14 protein-coding genes are annotated in these 21,081 nt (G+C 29.4%); 11 read left to right on the top strand and 3 right to left on the bottom strand.

The genetic code is table 11. The features are described from left to right. Positions 1-14: 14 nt before the first annotated feature. The 7 genes from ACZ098_RS10220 (at position 15) to ACZ098_RS10190 (ending at position 10,945) form a co-directional block, all read left to right on the top strand. Positions 15-2,249, top strand: a complete 2,235-nt coding sequence (locus tag ACZ098_RS10220; RefSeq protein WP_487311648.1) for a CHAT domain-containing protein — start codon at positions 15-17, stop codon at positions 2,247-2,249. 166 nt (positions 2,250-2,415) lie between these two features. Then, entirely contained in the window at positions 2,416-2,868 is a 453-nt protein-coding gene (locus tag ACZ098_RS10215; RefSeq protein ID WP_487311647.1) for a hypothetical protein, read from the top strand. Continuing rightward, positions 2,868-3,212: a type II toxin-antitoxin system PemK/MazF family toxin gene (locus ACZ098_RS10210; RefSeq protein WP_487311646.1), complete on the top strand. Its 345-nt coding sequence runs from the start codon at positions 2,868-2,870 to the stop codon at positions 3,210-3,212. The genes ACZ098_RS10215 and ACZ098_RS10210 overlap by 1 nt, the downstream gene beginning before the upstream one ends. 385 nt (positions 3,213-3,597) lie before the next feature. After that, entirely contained in the window at positions 3,598-4,452 is an 855-nt protein-coding gene (locus ACZ098_RS10205) for a restriction endonuclease (RefSeq protein ID WP_487311645.1), read from the top strand. A 159-nt stretch (positions 4,453-4,611) separates the two neighbouring features. After that, complete coding sequence (locus ACZ098_RS10200) at positions 4,612-6,309, top strand: hypothetical protein (RefSeq protein ID WP_487311644.1); 1,698 nt, start codon at positions 4,612-4,614, stop codon at positions 6,307-6,309. Positions 6,310-6,318: 9 nt separating this feature from the next. Beyond that, a complete protein-coding gene (locus ACZ098_RS10195) occupies positions 6,319-7,629 on the top strand; it encodes a hypothetical protein (protein ID WP_487311643.1) in 1,311 nt (436 codons plus the stop codon). Between the two features lie 64 nt (positions 7,630-7,693). Next, positions 7,694-10,945 carry a hypothetical protein gene (locus ACZ098_RS10190; protein ID WP_487311642.1) on the top strand — a complete coding sequence of 1,084 codons (3,252 nt, stop codon included), beginning with the start codon at positions 7,694-7,696 and terminating at the stop codon, positions 10,943-10,945. A gap of 23 nt (positions 10,946-10,968) precedes the next feature. On the opposite strand, the gene ACZ098_RS10185 is transcribed toward ACZ098_RS10190, so the two are convergent. Both ACZ098_RS10185 and ACZ098_RS10180 read right to left on the bottom strand, forming a co-directional pair. Then, positions 10,969-11,991: a hypothetical protein gene (locus ACZ098_RS10185; protein ID WP_487311641.1), complete on the bottom strand. Its 1,023-nt coding sequence runs from the start codon at positions 11,989-11,991 to the stop codon at positions 10,969-10,971. Beyond that, positions 11,988-14,825 (bottom strand): hypothetical protein, encoded by a 2,838-nt coding sequence (locus ACZ098_RS10180; RefSeq protein WP_487311640.1) that lies wholly within the window; start codon positions 14,823-14,825, stop codon positions 11,988-11,990. Before ACZ098_RS10180 ends, ACZ098_RS10185 begins: the two co-directional genes overlap by 4 nt. Before the next feature lie 179 nt (positions 14,826-15,004). On the opposite strand from ACZ098_RS10180, the gene ACZ098_RS10175 reads away from it, so the two are divergent. The 4 genes from ACZ098_RS10175 to ACZ098_RS10160 all read left to right on the top strand — a co-directional run bounded on the left by ACZ098_RS10175 (position 15,005) and on the right by ACZ098_RS10160 (position 20,075). Continuing rightward, positions 15,005-15,682 carry a hypothetical protein gene (locus ACZ098_RS10175; RefSeq protein WP_487311639.1) on the top strand — a complete coding sequence of 226 codons (678 nt, stop codon included), beginning with the start codon at positions 15,005-15,007 and terminating at the stop codon, positions 15,680-15,682. A gap of 30 nt (positions 15,683-15,712) precedes the next feature. Further along, positions 15,713-16,852 (top strand): hypothetical protein, encoded by a 1,140-nt coding sequence (locus ACZ098_RS10170; RefSeq protein WP_487311638.1) that lies wholly within the window; start codon positions 15,713-15,715, stop codon positions 16,850-16,852. Positions 16,853-16,880: 28 nt separating this feature from the next. Then, complete coding sequence (locus ACZ098_RS10165) at positions 16,881-18,272, top strand: hypothetical protein (protein WP_487311637.1); 1,392 nt, start codon at positions 16,881-16,883, stop codon at positions 18,270-18,272. Positions 18,273-19,232: 960 nt separating this feature from the next. Further along, a complete protein-coding gene (locus ACZ098_RS10160) occupies positions 19,233-20,075 on the top strand; it encodes an RteC domain-containing protein (RefSeq protein ID WP_487311636.1) in 843 nt (280 codons plus the stop codon). Positions 20,076-20,183: 108 nt separating this feature from the next. On the opposite strand, the gene ACZ098_RS10155 is transcribed toward ACZ098_RS10160, so the two are convergent. Continuing rightward, complete coding sequence (locus ACZ098_RS10155) at positions 20,184-20,921, bottom strand: hypothetical protein (RefSeq protein ID WP_487311635.1); 738 nt, start codon at positions 20,919-20,921, stop codon at positions 20,184-20,186. Positions 20,922-21,081: the final 160 nt, after the last annotated feature.

Genomic DNA, 21,081 nt, shown 5'->3' with positions numbered 1-21,081 from the left:
AAAATAATAAATTTATGAGGGTATCTAATTCGGTAATAAAAACAACATCTCCAAGTTGTATTCAGTATATTTTAATAACAGATACAATGTCTTATAGTAGTAATGAATTTTATTGCACTGCTTTAAACCTATTACGCGTACTTCCTATAGATTTGTCTCAATTACAAAATTCGATAAATAATTTTGAATTTAATTTTAGATTTAATTCTAGGAGATCATTTGAAATATTTACATTTCCTTCATTTTTTTTTACTGATGATAGTGAGGATGATTTATCCAAATTCAATGAATATATAAATCTTTATAAAATCATTTCAAACTTAAACGTTTTTATAATTGACAGCTCATTAAAAAATCATCAGCAAATTTCTCAATTTTTAGAAATTTCTGAACATTCTTACTTTACAATTTTACCAAGTTCAGAGGATTACAAAAATCAATACAATACAAATAATTATTTTCAATCGGAACATGATTTTATTGATTTGATAAACAGAGATAGTGCCAAAATTAATCAGTCAATAATCGATTATTACAAAAAGCAAGGTGAAAATATCGATTTAGGCATCGATTTTCCTATAAATCCAAATGGTACCTTCATTAATTCAAATGATTTCCCAGGCTCAAATATTGCACAAAACAATTACTTTATACTAAATCAAATTATTGGTAATATATGGGTTAACCAGTTGAAAAAACCTGATAACCTAATAACGAATCATGCTGAACGAACACAAGAAATAATTAATCAATCACAAAAAATTGATAATATTTCAATGATAATGTATAATGATGTTAAGGTGAAACCAACTGATCCATTTCAACCCTTACTTTCAACAATTGTTATTGTAGCTCCATATCATTTTCCAAGAACAGAAAAGATTTATGGTGCTATATCCAATAAAAAGGAAAAGACTTGGCTTTCAATTTCTCGTGCTGAACAGAATTTAAATTACGAACATCAATTTAATCCCGATGATATAAGCAAAGTGTCGCATGAAGAATTTCATTTTATCATGAATAATGCTTCTTTGAGATTAAAATATCTTGATTGCGTTGCATTTTTACATGCGAGATTTGATTTTTCTCCTGTAATAAGGCTACCTCAAATAGGAGCTTCAATTAACATGGAGCTATCACATCTTGAAAAAATATCTTCAAAGAAATCAAGTACAATATCTAATATTAAAAAATTTGGTAATAAATTAAGAAACCTAATAATTGCTGAACCATTAGTCGAGTATCTACAGCAAAGAAATGGTCAAATATTTGCAATCAGTGATTTACCGTTTGAATGGTTATTCTTAGATGAATATCCTTTGTGTTTTACACATGATGTATGCCGACTTCCAGAATTCAATTTAAATGGTATCGTAAATTCAGCAGTACATGCTTCAAGATTTTTATATGAAATCCCGACTGATTTAATCAACAAGACATTAGTAATACATTGTTCGTCAAAAAATGATAATATGATGAACAATATGTTTGATCTAATAGATAATTTTAAATCTTCTCTAGCATTTCAAAGTGCAAGATGTTCAAGTATTGAAGAAATTAAGAAAGCGATTGATGAATGCAAACCTGACTTGCTAATTTTTGATTGCCATGGAGGATCTAGCAAAAATGATTTATCGTCTTTTCTTGTGATTAATGGTGAAGAAAAACTTTTTTTAACTGGTGATGATATTGTTAAACATGAACTAACCGCCCCACTAGTTATATTATCTGCTTGTGAAACTATGCCTAACTACGGTTATGTCAAATTAATATCCGATGCATTTATGGAAGTTGGTGCATACAGCGTAACTACAACATTTCTTCCTATTAAGATTATAGATGCTGCAAGTTTGATAATAAGAATACTCAATAATTTAGGTCAAATTAAAACGAATAGTTATCATAATAATTGGTTAAATTTCATGTCTCACATGCTTAGAACAACTCTTATCTATGAAACGATAAATAAATCTCGAAAATTTTTAAAGGAGGAAATCACCAATGATGAAATTGCCATTATAATAACTAAAAGTATGAAATTTGAAAACAGAATTTTGGCTCTAAAAGATTTAGACAAACTCATTTCAAGAAAATCAAACTCACAACAATTAAAATTTACTGATCTTGATAATGAATGGTTGTCATACTCAATAATTGGTAGAGCAGATTTATTATACTTCAGTAGTTGGCTGAAAAATTATCGTGAGTTAAACTTAGATATGGATAAAATAGATAGTAAATTTATATAATTTCATTTTAACATACTTTTTGAAACATTTTAAAATTTTAAACGTTTAATAACCAAAGTAAATTAACTTTCAAAATCAGTAACTTCAATCGGTTTTATTCCTTACCTATTGTTATATTGATTAGAATAACTATATTTGGAACGTAATTTGCACTTACAATTACTATATGTATTTAAGTATTGACATACAAGACATGGCACAACCAATAGTAAGTGATACTAAAAAAGTATCATTCATTGTTAGGTTTTTGTATATCATAAAAAATAAGATTGTTACTAAATACAACAATCACCTTACTAAATTCAACCTTGCATTAGAAGGCGTTTTAAATCGTATTGATGCTCTTGATTTTGAAAAATCAAAATCATTACTCTCAGAAATGAGAGGAATTATAACATCTTTAGAAAAAGTTGAAGCAGATTTGGCCAAAGGGAATTACTTAGATAGTGATGATGTAAAACAAAATATCAAATATTCGCTTGAATGTTTATACAAATTAGAAAGCAAACTTCACAAAAATGTATATAAATCAGCTCCAATAATTGAAACTGAAGATGATTTAAAAGAAGGCTTTTCAAAAATGAAAGCAGCTTCTCTAGACAAATTACTTTCTTGTTAATGAGTTTCCAAAAAGGCGATATTATTGACGTATTTTTTGATTTACCTTACTCAAAGGAAACAAAAACACATCCTGCAATTATAATTTCTAACGAAGACGTTTACGACAAAGACGAACTATACGTATGTGTAATGATGACCTCATCTACAGAAACGGATTTATTTACTTTCGAAGTAACCCAAGACATGTTAGTTCAAAAAAACAATAAAGACTTCAGTCAAGCAAGATGCCATCTAATTTCGTATGTTATGGAAAAACATATTGTAGGCAAAACTCCCAAAAACACATTAAAGGAAAATGCTTTTAAGCGTTTATTAATTAAAATTAATGACACCGTTTTTTAATTAATCATATCCATTATAAAAACTAAAATTTAAGATGCTTCCGGCATCTTTTTTTATACTAAATACTCAAAAATATAGTATTCAATTCCGGAATCACACACTACACTTCTTGCAACAATAGTAGTAGCGCATTAGGTTTGCAAATTAATCAAATCTATAATCAACATGCAATGCTATGAAATTCTATTGGCTATTCCTGTTATAATAATTGGTGCTTACATTCGTGGTAAGATATATGAGAATAAAAGTAACTATTTTAAAAATGATAGTTGGAAAAAAAGGAAAAAAGAATAATGGCATCTGTTTTATTTTATAAAGTAGTAAAATCTTAATTATCTTTACTATAACTTAAATGCAAAGAATATTTTATAATAAACGAACTACAATGTCTGAATCAACACAATTAGATTGGAAAACTTATGAATCCATCACAAGGTATATCTACGAGAGTATAGGAAAACAGGCGGGTGTCAGAGTTAAAGGATATGGACAAACTTGTAAAGTAACTGGTAGATCTGGAGTTCCTCACCAAATCGATGTTTTGACGACACATTCTGACGGACTTCATAGTTATGATACTGCTATAGAGTGTAAATACTGGAAAGAGAAAGTAAATAAGGATACTGTTATGAAAGTAGCTGCAATTATTGAAGATACAGGTATTAGCAAAGGAGTCATTGTTACAAAAAGCGGTTTTACAAAAGATGGATTGGAATATGCAAAATTTAAAAATATCGGACTTGTTGAATTACGGGAACCAACCAATAAAGATGATGAATCTACCACAAAGGAAATAGAATTTGGAACTTTAAATATTATGACGAATATAAAAGTTAAAGGTCCTAAAATTTTAAAAATAGATATTGGCAATAATAGATTCCTTGAAGTTGAAAATGAACTTAACCTTTTCAATTACTTTCTAATCCTAAAAAATGGAACTCGGGTAGCCTTTTATGACTATGTTGCTGATTTTAGAATGGAGGTTGCTCGTCAAAATGTAATGGATAAGGAAATTATAAAAAATTACAAAGTACCTGAAAGCAGGCTATGCAATAGACTTATAGATAATACATTTGAATTAGACGAAATAACCTTAACAGGACAATTAAGTCAAAGGAATGAAAGTAAAAATTTAACCTTTACATTAGTCGACAAAGTATGGTTGATAATGAAATCAATTTTTGAAAAACGAACGTTTACTTTCTCTGAAAATGGTTTACTTATAGAACAAAAGAAATAAACCAACACTAGAGTGCAAATGAGAGACAGCTACTTTTAATTAGTTTCAGCCAAAGTGGAATATAATTTAATTGTATTTTGACTACCAATAAATCGATAAAAACATCTTTGTAAATGAATTATCTTTGTAAGGAACAATTTAAATTAATCCAGTTTACATATGATAACTGTAAAGCAAAGATTAGGCTTCAAAGATGTATTTCCAGACGAAGAACAGGCAGATACTCTAACGTATCTTAGTAAAGTATCTAAAGATTCCTTGTTGAGAACAATAGGTTTTTGTAATACAGAACCTCTTCCAAATTTTGACAACTTCTTTAGTAATCCTGAAATATCTGAGCTGGTTCAAAATAGAGTCCAAAACTACCTATTAGCAAATAGAATAAACGGTAAGCCGGAAACGGTAACGCAGCAAGCAGCTCTCAAGTTTGCGGAACTGACTCTGTCTAATAAGGCGCAACTACTTGATAGTAATTTAAATAATTCAGTTGATGATGATGAATTGAATTTATTTAAGGCATTTCTATGTATTAATTCAGGGTTAAATGGCAGTCAGGTTCTTAACAATGTAGATGAAGACAATTTTGAAAAATTAGTAGATTATTCAATTGTATTCACTTTTCCAATCGCTGACCTAGCACTTTTTGAAAATAACAATATTGAGTTCATAAATTTAGTTTACACTACATTCTTTAAAGTAGAACAACTATTAGAGTTTCTCAACTCAAAACCGGAGTATGCTAATTTAAAAAATGGTTTAATTAATTCTTTTAATGTTACCACAGAAGAAGAGTTTGTTAAACAAATGACATATCTCTTTGGAAAGCTGTTACAACTCAAGAGCGATAACAGTTATCTTTTTGAGGTCGATGATGAACAGTCACTAAAATTCCTTGAATCAATGTCGTCTGAAGAGATTGAAGTTGATGTAGATTTTACACACATTAAAAATAACCCAATCTATAAACTTGATAATAAACTTTTTTCAATTATAAATTACTTTTTTGTGGTTGATAAATTTTATAGAAGTGCAAAATTTAAATTAAAAGATCTCTATGTGAAAGATGAAGAATTAATTGCCAAACATGGCAACTTTTTCAACTTTTTTAATACTCAATTTTCTGAAAAATTCTTGATGAAAAATATACTTGATGAGATATTTGAAAAGAAGTATTTTGTAAAAAAACCTGATACCGAAATTGAATTACCTGGTGAGCCAGATTATTACTTAAGACATAACAATGATGTTTTTGTTTTTGAAAATAAAGATATATTAGTAGCGAAAGATATAAAGGCATCTGCTGATATTGAACAAATAAATACCGTCTTAAAAACAAAATTTCTTCATGATGGAAAAAAGCATGTTGGCATTGGGCAGTTGATAAACACTATTATCGAAATAGCTCAAAAAGCCTTTCGATTTGACAATTATGTAAATACTAAAAATTCACTAACAATTTATCCAATTTTGTTAGTCCACGATAGAATATTTCAAACATTAGGAATTAACTACAGGTTAAACAATTGGTTTAAAGAACAATGTGAGATTCGGTTAAGTGGTTTAAATCATAATTTGACAATCAAGAATCTGACAGTAATCGATATTGATACCTTGATTCTTTGGCTACCTCATTTTAAATTAAAAGATAAGAACTTTAGAGATGTGCTTGACCTGCATTTAAACAGAATGGGTAAAAAGAAAAAAGTAGTAAATGCTCCAAATGAAGAAGAAGGCTTGTACCGTGTAAACAGGAATTTAAGTGAACAGCTTACACCCATATCAGCTAGGAAAATTCCATATAACATTAATTTAGAATTACTCTTAAATCGATTTAAGAATGTTTTAAAAGATGAATAATTGAACAATATGAAAAGCAAAATTGAAAACAAAATTCTTAATTTCTTTATTAATTCAAATGATTTCAATGGAATTCCATTGAGAGAGATTTCTAAAAAGTTTAACCTTGACTATGCAGAAACTATAAATATTGTCAAAGAACTAGTTGAAGAGGATAAAATATCAATTCAATCAAGTACAAATCCACATATTATAGGATTCAAACATTATGCTAAAGAAGATCAATTGATGTTGCTCGAAAATGCAAAAAATGATACTGTAGAATATAAACAATTCGGAAAAATTAAAATAGAGTTTGAGTCTACAGAATATCCTGTTTGCTTATATCCTTCACCATCCTTTCTGGATAGATATAGAAATCTAGATAATTTTGGTTATGCTTTTTATTCAAAAAAATTAGCTTTAGGTGAGCCACAATTAAAACCAATGTTTTTTGACATTGAAGTACTTGAAAGATACTATAATGATCCACGTTTCGAATTTAAGTTTGATGATTATTCAGGAAGTATTCAGTGTAAATCTGACGAGCTCTATAATGCTATGGTGAGAAAAGAAGATGATATTTATATTAAATCCTTTGGTATTGGATATGACAAAGATAACAACCGCGTAGCAGTTGTTTTTCTAAGATTTTTACATAATCTTACTGCGGAGCACCAAATATATTGGAAAGGTAAAGAAAGAATCGACGAGTGCACAATTTTGAAAGAATATTATCAAAATGCTATTGAAGGAAGTTGGGCGTTTTCACATTCTATATTTTCAGCATTTTTAGGTGAACTCAAATGTTTAAATGAACTATCACAGCATATTTTTAAGATTAATCTTTTCAATGAATCGTTTGAAGATGATAAAAAACCTAGCGAATTCACATTTTTCTTTGTTCCAACTCTTAAAAATTACTATGATTTCATTCATTTATTAGACAAAATGATTTCTGAAAATATAAACAAATCTTTTTTTAAAAATAAAATTGATCTTTTCACTTTGAAACAAGAAGATGGCGTTCATATAAAGGAAAATAAAGGTACTTTGAGGCTTTTAGAAGAATGGTTATCCTCAATCTTCAAAGTTCAGGGTGAAGGCTCTGTGGCCAATACTATAAAACCATTTAAAAATATTAGAAGTGAGAGACAAACACCGGCGCACAAAGTAAACGAAAATATATATGATATTAATCTTGTTAAAAAACAAAAAGATACAATATCTGAAGTCTACAATTCTATGAGGCAATTGAGAAATATATTTAGTTTACATCCAAAAGCTAAAGATTTTGAAATACCTGATTGGCTAGAAAATGGAAAAATCATAAATCTCTAATTTTGACATTGTAAATAATCCTTCTTCTAAAATTTAAAGAATTAAAAATCCTAATTAAGGTTCAATGAAAAATGCATTTATAGGTTATTCATATCAGGAGCATGTTACATCATTGATGTTGGCAAAAATGGATGTGGAGAGAACTATTCTGGAAATAGAAATAGAAGCTAAAGTAAATCATAAGTTTGATGATGTCAAGCTTGTTGTAGGGGATTCAGAATATTATTTTCAAATAAAGGATTTTGACAATGTTTCAATTAACGAACTCATAATTACTGGTGATGAAATTTCAATTGGCGGTAAAACGCATAAACTTTCTTCGGCAACCAATGTTATTTTTTTTAAAAGCATTGAGATTATAACTAATTGTGTGGTCTTGGATATGGATGCTTACAAATTAGATAGCATTTATATTGTTTCTTTAAATCGTGTTGCCATAGATCAAAAAATCGAAGCGTTATATAAGTCCAATCAACTGCGAAAATATATCATAGATCAATTTTTTAGTGAATGTCTGGACAATCGAAAGTTACTGATTAAAAAAAGTGAATTACCGGTACTTAACGTATTCAAGACCTATTTAATTGAACCTACAGTCGACATAACAAGAAAACTGCTCAATATAGAAAATATTTTGCTTATCGAAGGAAAGCCAGGAGTTGGAAAAAGTCATCTAGTTGTAAATTTAGAGAAACAGTATACAAATAATATTGTTTATCGCTTTTGGGTTTCTAATCAGGACAATGAATATTACGAGCGCTTACAATATAACAATTTCATGCTTGACTTTTCAAAGAAATTGTTTGGCAATTTAAAACCTTATGCTGAAGCAGAAATTATAGCCAAAATCAACGAACTTGAAAAAACAATAATAATAGATGGATTGGATCACGTTGAAAATTATAACCCAAAAGATCTTGAAGCATACATTACATTCATAGATAACTTATCAGAAACCTGTAAAGTAATTGTTTTAAGTCGTCCATTACTACGTGAATTAATTTGGAAAAAACAGTTACTTGGCAATTGGAACAAGGAGCAAACAAAAAAAGTATTGAATGAACTATACCATATTGAGGAATACACAGACACTGAAAAAATCTACAAAATAAGTGATGGTTATCCTATCTTGGTACGATACATTGCTGAACAATACAAATTAAAAGGAACTGTTCCTGACTTTGAAACCTTTGATTCAATTGATAAATATTATGAAAAGCTCATCGAAGGAGAAAAAGGTAAACAGGCTCTTTCTCTTTTCCTTTGTGTCCGATCATATATTATGCAGTCTGAAGTGACACTTTTTTTAGATTCAATAAGTGCATCTTTCGTCACCGAATTTATAAAAGAACATCCTTATCTTTTTGAATTGAGGTTAAACAGAATTTCCCTTTTTCATGATAGTTTTATAACTTATTTACGCAAGCTAAATACAAATTTTAAGGCTATTGCAATAAACGTTAACTCAATTGTTTATTCCTCAATACTAGAGGGAGAAAAAAGGTTTTTATCAAGATTTACATATTTTGATTTATCAATTCTAGAAAAGAAGAAGATAATTAAAAAATACTGCTCTATAGTTGAATTTAGAAAATTAATGAATGGAGCAATTGATTTTGAAGCTATACAGGACTTTTATAAGCAAATTAGAGAAATAGTCACCGAGTTGTCAGCAGAGGATTTTGAAGTAAATGAGTATTACGATTTATCGCTAATAATAAATATGGTTAGTCGTGATCACATATCTGCTCTAAATGGCTTTCACTACACATACTGTAAAGCGCTATTATATAATGGGTTTACATTTGATGATTTTACAAGTTCTCGATATTTGTTTGGTATGCTTTACTATATAGAAACCAATGATGGATCATTAATTTTAAATACCACAAGTGATAGTCATTACGATACTAGCAGATTTTATTGGGATTTGCAAAATGATGCACTTGAAGAGATTAATTTTTTCGAAAAACATAAAAAAGCACTTTCTACAGCAAAAATTAAATCACTCTTAAAGGATAAAAAAAGTTGGGAATACAAAGAGATAATAACATATATTCTTGAGAATTTATTTATTCATAATGTAGCTCGAAAAACCAATAAAGAACTGTTTCAGTCCATTAAATACTATATGAATAATGAAGATTGGAAAGCCAAATCCATTCTAATAGACGTAATAGCCGATTTTGAGATTGAAGATTTCAAAGCTGCTTGGATATTAAAAGATGTACGTAAAAATTTATTGTCACTAGGATATCATAAGAAAGATAATGATTATTTAAAACTATCTTTAAAACAAAATATTTTAAAACATAAGGACTTGGGAAGCTTTGATATGGGGGTTTATATTTTGAATCATATAAGATTAGCAATGCATCAGAATAGAAAGATAGACATTGGTTCAATATCACTTTTTTGGACAAAATATTATCAGCGAAAAGACTATACCTTGTCAACCATAGATAAAGCACTTACAGTTTTTGAAAATCACAATTATGTCAATCAGCTAGAATCTCTAAAATTGATTATTAAAGTTCAAGAAGTTTCAGAAAAGGGCTATAGAGGATTGTTAGCAGATTATATTGTAAAACATCCTCCTTCAATAATTGCTTTCATTCTTGACAATTTTGATGTATACGATCTTAGAATTTCTTGGTTTGCGTTACCATCAGAATACATTAATGTAATTCCGGATAGAGTGTACAATATTGAAGTAAGAAACGTTCTTAAAGAAAATCGAACTGATAAGAAAGTAAAATATGAGGAGGTTGAAAATATCTTAAAGTCAAATAGGTTTGATATTTTTTTTGAAGCTATAAAATTTTGGCGTTACACAATAACAATTCCTAAAGGGCATCCTGATTTGAAATTTCTGAAAGCAAAAAAAATACCATTTAATGAAGACGAATCTGAAAATAGTAATTTTTATTCTACTCCGGATTCGATATTAAATGATGGTATCGTCAACGACAAAAACAGAGATTTAGAAAGAGTCAAAATATTAAAGTCTTTTGAATTAGCTTCACTCTCTGATGGGTATTATACTGCCTTAGCTGATACTGATATATATAAACGCTATGGTAAAGAAGATATTCAGGTAAATATTAAAGCGATACTACGTAATGCAATGCTAGGTAAAGTCAAATCTATTGATTCATACCATTACATTTGGTTCTTTCCTGGTAATGTTATTAAAATTCTTGACGACAATGAGGTAATTGAAAACTTTGATGATTATTTCAATAGTTTTAGTATATTTTTACAATTATCGATGTTTGATTTAAAAAGTAATGTTTATAACATCATATCAAAGTAATAGATACATTAGTTAAACATTTATTATCGACCCAAATCAATCATTATATGATAAATTTCAATAGAATCATGAGTTGATTTAGCAATGCGTAAGGACGTTACATCAACGAATTTACCTGATAAATCTTCAAAACCTTTAGCTACATCAAATGCAAATTTTGCAGGAAATGGCGTTGCAGCCGCATCAATCTTATAATTATTCCATGTAGTATTGAACCGAGAGGGTTTGCCAGTGTAATAAATAATCATATAATACCTATCCAAGAAGCTAGCATATGAAGTAATTTTATTCACATGTTTTTGGGTTAATAGTTTACTTCTTCTATTTAGGATTAAAGCCTCAAATAATGTTATAGAATTTCCAGCTGCAGTTATTAGTATATCCACTTCTCCAGCACTTATTCCAGTTGGTGAACTTCCTGACCTCGCTTGGTCAGTGATTTCCCAACCCCAAACGGGAAATCTCAGGCGAAGAATAGCTAATAACAAGTCATTATAACGGTCTTCATGTGTGATTTGTTTGATACCATGAATTTTTTGTATTACAATCCTTGCTGCCTGTACTATTTCATCAAGAATAAATTCACTCAACTGATTTTTATTATTTAAAATATCTGGTATAATCTTCACAATATCAGCTGGTGGCAAATTTCTGATATTCCCAAAACTTTCTTTCAATTTTAGTAATAAGATCATTGAAATAGCATTGTTAATTAACGGCTCTACTTCTGACGAAATAGTTTCTCCTGCTTCTTTTAGATATTGTTCTACTTGATTGATATATCCAAATGCTAATTCATTAAGACCTCTTTCAATATAACTATTATACACTGTCGGAACAATTTCTTGATTATATAAAAAACTTTTTGACAAACGATTTATAGTTTGGTCAAATCTAATCCAATCTTTTGTAATACTCAAATAAAACAATTGATTACTTGCAATTGGTTCTTCAAGTTCCGCTAATGCAACTTTTTCTTCATTAGTTAATGAGGCAACAAAACTATTCCACTCATCATTTGCTTCTTTTATAAGTGCTAAATTCATTCTGCTAATGCTTTAAGGGTTTGAGCTCGATAAATATGATAGGCGTATCTGACGTTTTTCTGGTCCTCAGACAATAGAGCTTTAAAGAGCATAATTGCATTTTCATAATCTTTATCATTATACAATTTGAAAAGTGCAATAAAAAAACGTTTCTTTCTTTCACCGTAAATATTAGTACCATGAATAGCATACTGTTTTTTGGGAACTTCAAAGGATATCAGCTTAGCAAAATCTTTTTGTTTAAAAGCAAGCAATAAGTTTATTTCAAAAAAGAAATTCTCAGTATTGATATCTACTTTACCAACACGATCAAAGTGTTGTTTTAATCTGGTAATTAAAGGTTCTGATAGATGCCAATGATTTTCTGAATTTACTGCTTCCAGTAGTGCATACTCCAAATCAGTTGCCATCACACGTTGATCAATATAATCTTGTATATCAACTTCAGAAATTCTTTTTGAGACAATTTCTCGTAATAATTTCGACTCAATCATATTAATTGCAGTCAGCATTCGGGAGATATCAGTATTAGTACTAAAATATTCTTGGACAAACTTTTCCTGATCCAGCAGATTGAAATGACTAATACTTTTATAGAGCAAATCTGCTAAATGTTGATAGTATAAATCATAACCAAATGACTTATAACGATCGTTAAATATATCAATCTGACTATTGAGGATATTATCATTTGAATAAATTAACGCATATTTTTTTATCCAATTTTCTAATTTATTAAGTACGCTGTTAACTGGCAATACATCAATTTCATATTGGCTTTTCCTCTCATTTATTGTCAAAAATGCCAAGAGCAAAGACTTAATAAAAAGTTTAAGTTTAGTAGCCTGCTCAATATTTTGCTCATCGTAATTACTCCCAGAAGTTAGAAAATCAACTGAATCAATTGCAGTATTATTTATATCATCAAGTAAATTCATTCGTTCAAAATGAAGAAATAAATATCCCCAATCGATGATTTCGAAACCAAATTCTTCTGCAGTTCTGGAGGCAGCTCTTACTTCAACTTGTTCAATACCATATGTTGGAACAGTTATTTCTGTTGTTGTATAAAAAACATCTAGTGATTCCTTTAGTGATTCCGTTAAACGATTGGAAATGTTTTTTAATTCACTAATGGTCTCTTTTGAAATTTCAGCTTCTGATGTTCGTAAATTAATCAAACGCAATATTTCGATTCCTAAATCAAATAGTCCAGAATTAATTTTTAAATAGTGATAGCGATAGGACTTCTTATTTTTTAATTGATCTATTATATAGTTTGCCATTTCAGGCAAGTAGTGAAAAATTATACGGGGCGTAATATTTCCAGACTGCATTTGGAAATTTGAAACTCGTTTGTTCCCGAGAATTTTGATGGCATTATCATATCTTTTTTTGAATATGTTGTGGTCAGTAACATTCATGGAAGTATTACCGTTTGTATTAAAAACTTTTTCAGCTAGATCTGCAAGAATTCGTGTTAGGGTTGTACTAATTTTTTTTATTTCATAATTAGTGACACCAATCCTTTCAAGAATAATGTCAAACATTTCATTCCATAAAGTATTTATTTCTTCTTTAGTAACTTTATGTTTTGTATCGCGGTCTTGTTGTTCTGGAATCGCACTTTCATTAATTTGAATTCTATCTATAAGCTGAAATGCCAAAGGAATAAGATTAACATCAGTAAGTAAATAGGGAATTACTTGAGGGTACTGACGAGGTATTTCTTCATAAGAATTCCATAATACAGTTGGAATATCCATTGTACTTAGAATTTTTAGTAGCGTTTGGAATGGCTTGGGGTTTGTTGGTTCATTTTCAATGATTATTCTTATCAAAAGAAGACAGTAATTTCTACTTTGTTGATAGTCAAAAATATCGTGAAATTGCCAAGCAACGTCCTTAACGCTTTCAATAAATTTATATTGGTCATCGTAATTAAATTGTATGGTTGGAATTTCAGATTCTATTGCGCGATTATACCTATCACGGGCATTTAGCCACATTTTTCTAAATTCTGAATTTGATTGCCTTAAATCATCTAGAGTATATAAATACTCTGCTGCTAAGTCAGTAAGTCGTCTTCGACTTTTCAATGGAACATAATTTACGGTGTAAGAAGGCCAAATACCCGCACCTCTTATTAACCTATAAAATTTTTCAAAATCGTCAGATGTTGCATTTTCGCCACCTAATTCTTCCCATAACGTAGTGGCTATTTCATCGCTCAAATGTCGGATATGTTCGCTGTGGTATCCCCATAAATACGAGTTTGATGTTTTGTTAGGTATCATTAGACCTTTTTTTATAAGGCTCTCAATCGTAATTTCTTTGGAGGCATATACTTCTAAAATTCTTTCTAAAATTTCCTTTTTGATAATTAAGTTAGTATCCTTAAAATAAGTTTCGTAATATAATTTCAAAGAATTTATCTGATGTAAATAGTTATTAGGGATAATTACAGATTTTCCATTTTCTTCATCATACCCAATCTTCCATACAAAATGCCTTAGCATTTCAGGAATTATTACCTCATCGCCAATTTCTGTAATCCAGTTTATAGAAATGAAATCCTCAAACGATAAATTGGTACCATTCTCAGAATTGTATTGATTAATAATATAAAGAAATTCTTTCTTACCACGTTTTACAAACTCAAGTTCTAAAATAATCTGAGAAAGCAAATAAGAATAATTGTATTTAAGATTTTCAGATTTGATTTCAGTATTAACATAGAATCTCGATGAATTACTATCCTTTGCAATGTAATTCAATCGAGAACTTAATGATTTAATTTTATTATCTATAATGTAGCTGTCAGGAAATTGCATAAATGCACATTTTTACTTGAATATTAATACTGAATAAATAATATAATTTGTTAAAAACAACTTTTTAAAAGCGCGAAAACTCTCTTATAAAGTTTTAACTTCGTAAAGTTACAAAACAAGATTGCTAACTTTACTACAAACTTGTATTCCTTTTTATATAACTAAAATAAAAACTGAAAATGGTATCCGAACAACTTATCTGGGAAGTAGAAAAATTTTTAACTGAACATTTTTCATTCGTAAAATTTGAAATTTATAACTATTTCAACAACAATAGAATTTATTATACACAAAGTAAGCCGCAGATATTAAGGGACATTAAACATACTGATAAGCAGGCTTTTGAAATAATGAACACGGTTAAATCTAATGGTTGGATAGTGTTTGACGAGAAGAGTTCGGTAAAATATATTGCTAGTGAATTTAAGTTATTTAATCACATATATTCAAGCAATAAATACAAATTAACAGATATAAAAACAGTAGTAAAAAATTGTATTGGCAGTGAAAAACTAGTACAGATAATAAAATTCAATCCATTGATAAAAGACCTCATTAATGAAGGTCGTCATCGTGTAAAAGGCATCTATCCTGAAGAAAGTAAATTCCGTCAAAAAATTAGTGCTAATGTTGGCGATAAGGTGTATTTCTGTGATAACTCAAATAACATAGTCAATCCAGCCTATGTTATTGGAAATTTTGCTGATGAAAAACTTCATATTGCTTATTTCTGCAATATAAATTCTGATCATTTTGAAACTCAAAAATTAGATATTAATGGATGGGCAACAGTAGGGGTATATAAAAATGAAGTTGGATTAACTCCAGAACAAGCACTTAAAAATAGAATGCAATAATTTATTAAAACATAATATTGAAATTCATCAATGAAAAACATCTTTATTAACGAAAGAGATCATTTTAAGTGGGGCAAACAAAAAGAGTATATTAGCCATCTTGATACTATTGATGATGACACAAAAAATAAAGCTCTCTGTGCATTTAGTTTTCTAGAACAGGAATTCGGAGCACAATTTTTAAAAACAACTTCTGTTAATCATCCTGTTCGCCAAATGATTTCAAACAAAGCACCATTCCAAATAAAAGATTTAATTGAGTTTACCGATACGTTACAGATTTTAAAAAAAGAAGATAATAATTACAGAAGACTTATTGAAAAGCTTCTCAGTAAAAATGATGCTCTAACAGAAGGTATATCTTTAGTTAACGTAGCACGAATGTTTTTAAAAGAAGGACTTATAATTTCATTTATTGACGAAATAAAAAACAGTAAATCTCCTGATGTAAAGATAACCAATCCCAATAATAATGATGTTTTTTATATTGAAATTACTAAACTTAATGATAGTGATAATCAAAATTATATTAGGAAAAATTATAATTTTTTCTTCAATCAATTTAATAGTGTACAACCACTTTTACCTTTTTTTGGTAAACAATTTGAAACTATTGATGAAAAGGAATATCCCAGTATAGAAGTAATAATATCAAATGCCAAAAAGAGAGTAAAGGAAGAAAATCAAATTGTTTATTATTCCGACAAAAGATTTTGCTTTCTTTTAGCACCTCAAACAAATGATAATAGTTTCAACGAAATATGCGAAAGAAATAATATTAGATCAATTCATTTTGATGGATTACCAATCGATGTAGATGAAACAAGTCGCATAAACAATAAAATTGGTAAAGCGTATCAGATCCCGGAAAATGAAAATGGTTTATTATTCATATCGATAAGTCCCATGTATTTCATGATTACTAACCTTACAGATGCTATTGAAAGATTAGAAGCTAACATAGCAAAGCATAAAAATTTAATTGGTATAATTCTTTTCTCAGAAATTGTGGCATCAAAAGAAAGTACTCGAGTGAGAATGGGAAATCATTGCTTTTCAAGAAAGACAATTGAAAATCTATGCCGAGAGTCACTATTCATATTCAACAAAGACTGTAATAGTAAACTCTCTAACGAAACAATTGAAAAAATATACAAAGCCTTATCCTAGCATAAAAAATAAAAGTGATCTGCATAAAATGAAAGATACTAAAATCAAAAACTTCACACAGGAATTAGAAACAATAGAACAATTTGAAAATTATAAAAATCAAAAAGTCATAATTGAAAATTGCGATGGTGAAGCTTTTATTACAAAATCAAAAAGAAACTTTAAGCTTTCATTCGATGGCATCTTTAGTTATAAATCAGATAAGAAAATAAAAGTCCATATCAATAGCACAGAATTTATATTCAAATCGATTGATTTTAAGGAACCAATAAATGAAGTATTTGCAAATGTTTCATGCCAACATACCTTCGATATTGATACTGTATTTAAAGGTATTCTCGATGAAGTATCTCTATTCAGAATGTTCTTTTTTGACAATTCAAAAACAACAAATATCTTTCATACAAAACTTGGAACTGTCAATAGTGAAGGAAATAATACTGACGCGTGGGCATCTATAAGATTAACGGTAAATTCACATATTTATAATATATCACAACATAAAAATAATAGCAAGAGTTATTTTGTTATTGAGAATTTAGAACCAACATCTTTAAAAGAATTTGAAGAAGATTCTTATGCTATTCAAAAGGGCGTTGGTTTTCTGATTGGCTTTATGCCAGGTGGAGAAAACTATATCTTTTCTGGAGAAAATTTCGTTTACCGTCGTCTATCTAGAAAATCATTAAAATCAATATTCTATCCAGTAACTTCGAATCCATATTCAAAATTGTACAAAGAAAGGGAGATTGCTGATAGCTACTATGGCAAGCTAAAAGTTATTCCAACAGATGTAATTTCAGATTTTGTCTCTCAACTTCGAAACAATGAAGATTTTTCAGTAGTTATCATTTTTTTAATGGAAGTGACTAGTTTAAAATCCGTTGTATCAATGCCAGGTGTTTTTTCAGTAATTTTAGAATCACTTGCAAATATAATAATCATAAAACAAAATAAGCTTCAAAAATTAATAACTGACAAACAACTAATTGATGATATTGTTAAAGACTTAAAAGCTGTTATTGACAAATACGCTTTTAAAATTCAAACAGATGCTGAAATAAAAATCAGACGAAGAATAAATGAATTAAATAAGCCCATAAATCAAAGTCGATTAACCAATGCCGAAAAATTAAGAGCGCCATTCGATCAATTAAAAATAAAACTTTCTCAAGAAGATGAAAAGGCGATTGATTATCGTAATGATCTTCTACATGGAAATATTTTGATGAATGATGAAACTAAAAGAACTAGCGAAGAAATTGACAACCAAATGCTATATGTCAGTGCAAAGTTATACACCTTAATTAGCAAATTAGTTCTAAAAAATAGTGGATATAATGGTTATGTAATCAACCACGCAAAATTTAATAAGCAAAGCCCAAGTGATTCTAAAGATGAATATTTTGAAGAAATATAAATCTACTTAAGATTTTTCTAATATATTTTATTTGCTATCTACTACACATTGTGTAGTGTTTCGTTGTAAAAATATTTTGTCAAGTATCTTACGTCGTTTACTTAACAAAGTATATAAAAAAAGTGAAATTCTAAAGTAAACACATACATTTACTTTATTTTAATTTTGTCAACATATATATTTACTTTTTTATTAAATAGTACACATATAAGTTTACTATTAATAATATTCAAAAGCAATTAGAAACTGGGTTGAAAAGCTATAAATAAAAATTAAACGCGGTGATTATTCAATTTAATCACCGCATTTTTGCGGTAAATAGAAACTATAATCACCGCATAAAAAAAATACCATACAAATTCAGTCCTCTACAGACACACCTTCAGTCTGTTTCATTTTCTCCAGAAACCGCTCAACCTCTCTAAGAATATGTTCATCACCCAAGCGGTCAGCTTCAAGATACCGTTTGTGGTCCAAATACATTTCTCTAAAAAACAGAAAAATAAAAACCAAATACAACGCGATAGAAAATAGAATGTGGCTCATAATAAAAGTTTTAAATCTCACCACACTCTTGTGGCAAATAGAACTTACAATTACCACATAACTGTAAAAAAAACTATGCAATTCGAGAATGATACTATTCATTTCAATCATTAATCCAGCCACTACAAATAAATCGGCGATAATCCGCGTCCCAAATCAACGAGCAAAGCGAGTTCTTAAATGACCTTAAATTCCTTACATGGTAAAAAAAACCACGAGCAAAGCGAGAAAAAATCTGTGTAAATCCGTTAAATCTGTGTCATCTGTGTTCCAAAAAAACGAGCAAAGCGAAGTTAAATAACAATATTCAATTCGGGAATTAATATGTTCAATTCGGGAATTACCCACATCACCACTTGCAACAATACCACTACTCCAATAGATTTGCTTTCAATCAAACTAAAACAGTAGCGTATGAAATTGTTTTCCGAACATCTATTATCTGAACTAGACAAACAACTACAAAGCATTCATTTCAAAACAGACAATCCCATTCAATATGCAGAACTGGCAATCAAAACACTAATTCCAATCTTTGAAAACCTAAAAACAAAATTCCTAAAACATACGTTTGCAAACAAATCAGAAGAAATAAGTTTCTTTCGCGATACCAAACCGCAATTTGCGGCCAAACTAATTTACTACAACGAAATCTACAACATCGAAACCAGTAAACCATTCGGTTCCAAAAAAGCAATCCGTAAATACTACAATCTCGAACTATTAAAACTGCAAGCATTTTATAATGAGAATAAAGAATTCTACAAATATTACAGAACAGATAATAAAAGTTTGGATCATAAATATTTTCTACGAGGAAAACACGATTTAAGACATACATTGGATAGCTTTTACTTTCAAGCAGACAATCGTTTCTCAACATCACACGATTATAAAGTAGCCAAAATTCTAGCAAACGAAAAGCTAAAAAGCTACATCGAAAATGAGATTGCAAAATTAGAACAAAAAGAAGAAACCAGTGTCGCAAACGCTAACACCAAAACTCAAAAATGGACAGGTTCAAAAGTCGGACTGATTGAATTAATTTATGCACTCCACACCGAAGGCGTTTTCAATCACGGTACATCTGAACTAAAAGAAGTTGCCACTTTTTTTGAAACAACATTCAACATCGATTTAGGACAATTCAACCGCGCCTTTTTAGAAATCAGAGCAAGAAAATCAGAAAGAACCAAATTCATAAACACACTAAAAGAAAAACTAATCCTGCGGATGGACGATGCAGACGAAAACTAATATGGGCTGCCAATAATTGACAACCCATACTCAGTCATTGCAATTCTGTCATTGAGAGCTCGCGAAGCAATCTCATCTATTTTCTATATTCTATTCTCTATTTTCTTCTCAATCATTCTGCGCAATCCCAGTAACAAGAGACATCGTAGCAGCTTCAGCCGAACCAAATTCAGCACCTTCTGTGGATGCAATAATATTGCCTATGAAGATATCCCAATCAGGATCAGTATTTTTCTTTGGTTTTTTTCTTGCTCTAAAAGCTGAATGTCTTGTTATAGAGGTAGTGGTCAAAATAATGCGCTTATCGGTTTCAGTTAGTGCAGCGTTAAGCAGTACGCCACTCTCGTAGGCAACAACCTTATCATAAATCACATCACAATCATTTTCATTCTCAAGAAAAATAATAAATGAATTGATAAAATTAGTTAAATTTGATTTGCCTGTTGTTGACATACTCGAAGCGGAGATAACATCATTGACACAAGTAGTTGTATGTTCAAGTAAATACAATACTCTGGTGCTTGAAACATTATGATAGGGAGAACCTTTAGTCGAATTAAAGTTCGCGCTGGCATCGGCTATAGTTTGCACTTTAGTTATAATTTGAGGAACAGTACCACCCAAATTTGCATTGGTGTAATACGTATCAAACAATTCATTATAAAGCCATCCTACTTCATCATAAGGATTGGCATCATTTCCTGGCAAAGTTGTAATAAGTTTAGCGGAATTAGAATTGGTATTCTCAGAATTCGTAGTGTCATTATCAGAGCTACAAGATACAAGTCCTGTACTCATCATAACAAAAAAGGCAATAATTAGTGTGCATGAGTGTATATTTTTCATGTGATTTAATGTGTTAGAATGTTACTGATTACTTTTTTTTCATCAGTTCATTTAGCCCGGGATAATTGAACTAGGATTTGGGTTTGCTCATAACAAAACCGTTTGAATTCAAGGCAAAACTAACTGCCCATTTCCCATCTCACAAGTCAACATCTACACC

Source organism: Flavobacterium sp. SP2 (assembly GCF_057626655.1).
Note: the sequence above shows the minus strand (reverse complement) of the source record. Positions and strands in the feature narration are given on the sequence as shown.